Raw genomic sequence first — 2,083 nt, 5'->3', positions numbered from 1 at the left:
GGCGGATCGACGCCGCGCTCGACGCCGGCGCGACGGTCGACCTGCACGCCGGGCTGGCGGCCGACCTGCCGCTGCTGGTGCTGGCCCGGCTGGTCGAGCTGCCCGACGCCCCGGTGGAGGCGGTCAAGGAGTTCGCGCGGGCCGCCCTGGAGCTGTTCTGGGCGCCCCTGGACAGCGACCGCCAGCTCGCCCTGGCCACCGAGGTCGGGCGGTTCCACGGGGTACTGCGGGAGTTCGCCGGGACCGGGGGCGGCCTCGCCGCGTCCCTGCGGGCCGCCGGGCACCCGCCCGACGTGGTGGTCGGCGCCCTGTTCTTCCTGCTGGTCGCAGGCCAGGAGACCACCTCACAGTTCCTCACGCTGCTGCTGCACCGGCTCGTCGGGGAGCCGGCGGTCCGCGCCGGCCTGCGGGACGGGACGGTCGCCGCCGCCGACGTCGTGGAGGAGGGGCTGCGGCTGGAGCCGCCGATCGTCACCTGGCGGCGGGTGGCGGCGGTGGACACGGTGCTGGGTCGGACGGCGGTGCCGGCGGGCACCAGCATCGTGCTCTGGCTGGCCCGCGCCGGGCGCGACCCCTCCGTCGTGGACCTCCCGGACGAGTTCCGCCCCGGCCAGCGCGGCTCCCGCCGGCACCTGGCCTTCGGTGCCGGCACCCACCGCTGCGTCGGCGACCAGCTCGCCCGGATGGAGGCGGCGGTCGTGGTCGACGAGGTCGCGCCGCTGCTGGACGGCGTGACCGTCGTCCGGCCGCCGTGGTGCCCGGACAACCTCACCTTCCGGATGCCCGACGCCTTCGTCGTCCGCCGGCCACACCGCCGGCCCGGTCCGCAGGTCGCCCTTCGCGCACTGTCGAGCTGATGGTCAGCTGATCTCCTCGGCCCACGCCCGCCAGTCGTCCAGCACGCCGTGCAGCTCCGGGGTGAGCCAGCCGGGCGCGGACCGCCGGAACACGCCGGGGTCCATCGCCCCGGCACCGGCCGGCAGCGCGCCGAGCAGGTTCGGCACCAGGTCGCTGACGTTCGTCCAGTGCACCAGCTCCGGCTCGGCCGGCCAGGCGCCGATCACCACCCCGGCCGGTACGGCCCGGCGCTCCAGAGCCTCCAGGGTGAGTGCGGTGTGGTTGAGCGTGCCCAGGCCGGCGCGGGCCACCACCACCGCCGGGCAGCCGAGCGACACGGCGAGGTCGGCCACCGTCCACGGCTCCCCCGACGGCCGCAGCCCCATCGGCACCAGCAAGCCGCCGGCACCCTCGACCAGCACCAGGTCGTGCTTGTCGACCTCCTCGCGGACCGCGTCGACCGCCGTGTACAACTCCAGCGGCGGCAGCTCCGCGACCCGGGCCGCCGCCAGCGGGGCGAGCGGGTCGGGGAAGCTCGCCAGGGTGCGGCCGGTCAGCGGGGCGGCCAGCCGGGTCACTGCGTCCACGTCGCCGGGCTCGCCGGTCGCCGTACCGGTCTGGCCGGGTTTGACCACCGCGACCCGCAGCCCGGCGGCCTGCGCCGCCGCCGTGATCGCCGCGGTCACCACCGTCTTGCCCACCTCGGTGTCGGTGCCGGTCACCAGCACCGGCCCCCGCCACGGGTCGCTCACGGCGCCACCTCGGCTCGCGACTGCGGGGCTCGCAGACCCGGCTCACTCCTCGCGCTCACGGCGCACACTCCACGATGACCTCCAGAGCCCGCTCGAAGTCCGCCCGGGGCACCCCGGCGCCGATCGTCAGGCGCAGGCGGGAACGGCTGTCGGGGGTCGACGGCGGGCGGAAGCAGCCGACGGCGACGCCCCGGTCGCGGCAGTCCGCCGCCCAGGCGGTCGCCGCCTCCGGGCCCGGCGCGGTCACCGAGACCACCGCCGCGTCGGGGGCGGACACGTCCAGCCCGGCCGCGCGCAGCCGACGGACCACCAGCGCCACCCGGTCGGCCAGCTCGGCCCGCAGGTCGTCGCCCACGCGGGCCACCTCGACGGCGGCGTGCACGCCGGCCACCACCGCCGGGGGCGGCGCGGTGTCGAAGATGAAGGTCCGCCCGGTCTCGACCAGGTGCCGGACGAACGCGGCCGGGCCGGCGACCACACCGCCCGCCCCGCCG

3 protein-coding genes are annotated in these 2,083 nt (G+C 77.6%); 1 reads left to right on the top strand and 2 read right to left on the bottom strand.

What is annotated here, in order from left to right:
* On the top strand, positions 1-857 hold an 857-nt coding region (locus AB0I76_RS28515; RefSeq protein WP_357041810.1), incomplete at its 5' end, for a cytochrome P450.
* A gap of 3 nt (positions 858-860) precedes the next feature.
* Here AB0I76_RS28515 and bioD read toward each other — a convergent pair.
* Positions 861-1,565 (bottom strand): dethiobiotin synthase, encoded by a 705-nt coding sequence (gene bioD / locus AB0I76_RS28510; RefSeq protein ID WP_357041813.1) that lies wholly within the window; start codon positions 1,563-1,565, stop codon positions 861-863.
* A 79-nt stretch (positions 1,566-1,644) separates the two neighbouring features.
* A partial coding sequence (locus AB0I76_RS28505; protein WP_357041807.1) for an aminotransferase class I/II-fold pyridoxal phosphate-dependent enzyme occupies positions 1,645-2,083 on the bottom strand: 439 nt, incomplete at its 5' end.

It is taken from the genome of Micromonospora sp. NPDC049799 (genome assembly GCF_040656655.1).
Taxonomy (GTDB): Bacteria; Actinomycetota; Actinomycetes; order Mycobacteriales; family Micromonosporaceae; genus Micromonospora.
The sequence above is the reverse complement of the archived record's forward strand: the minus strand, read 5'-3'. Positions and strand labels throughout refer to the sequence as shown.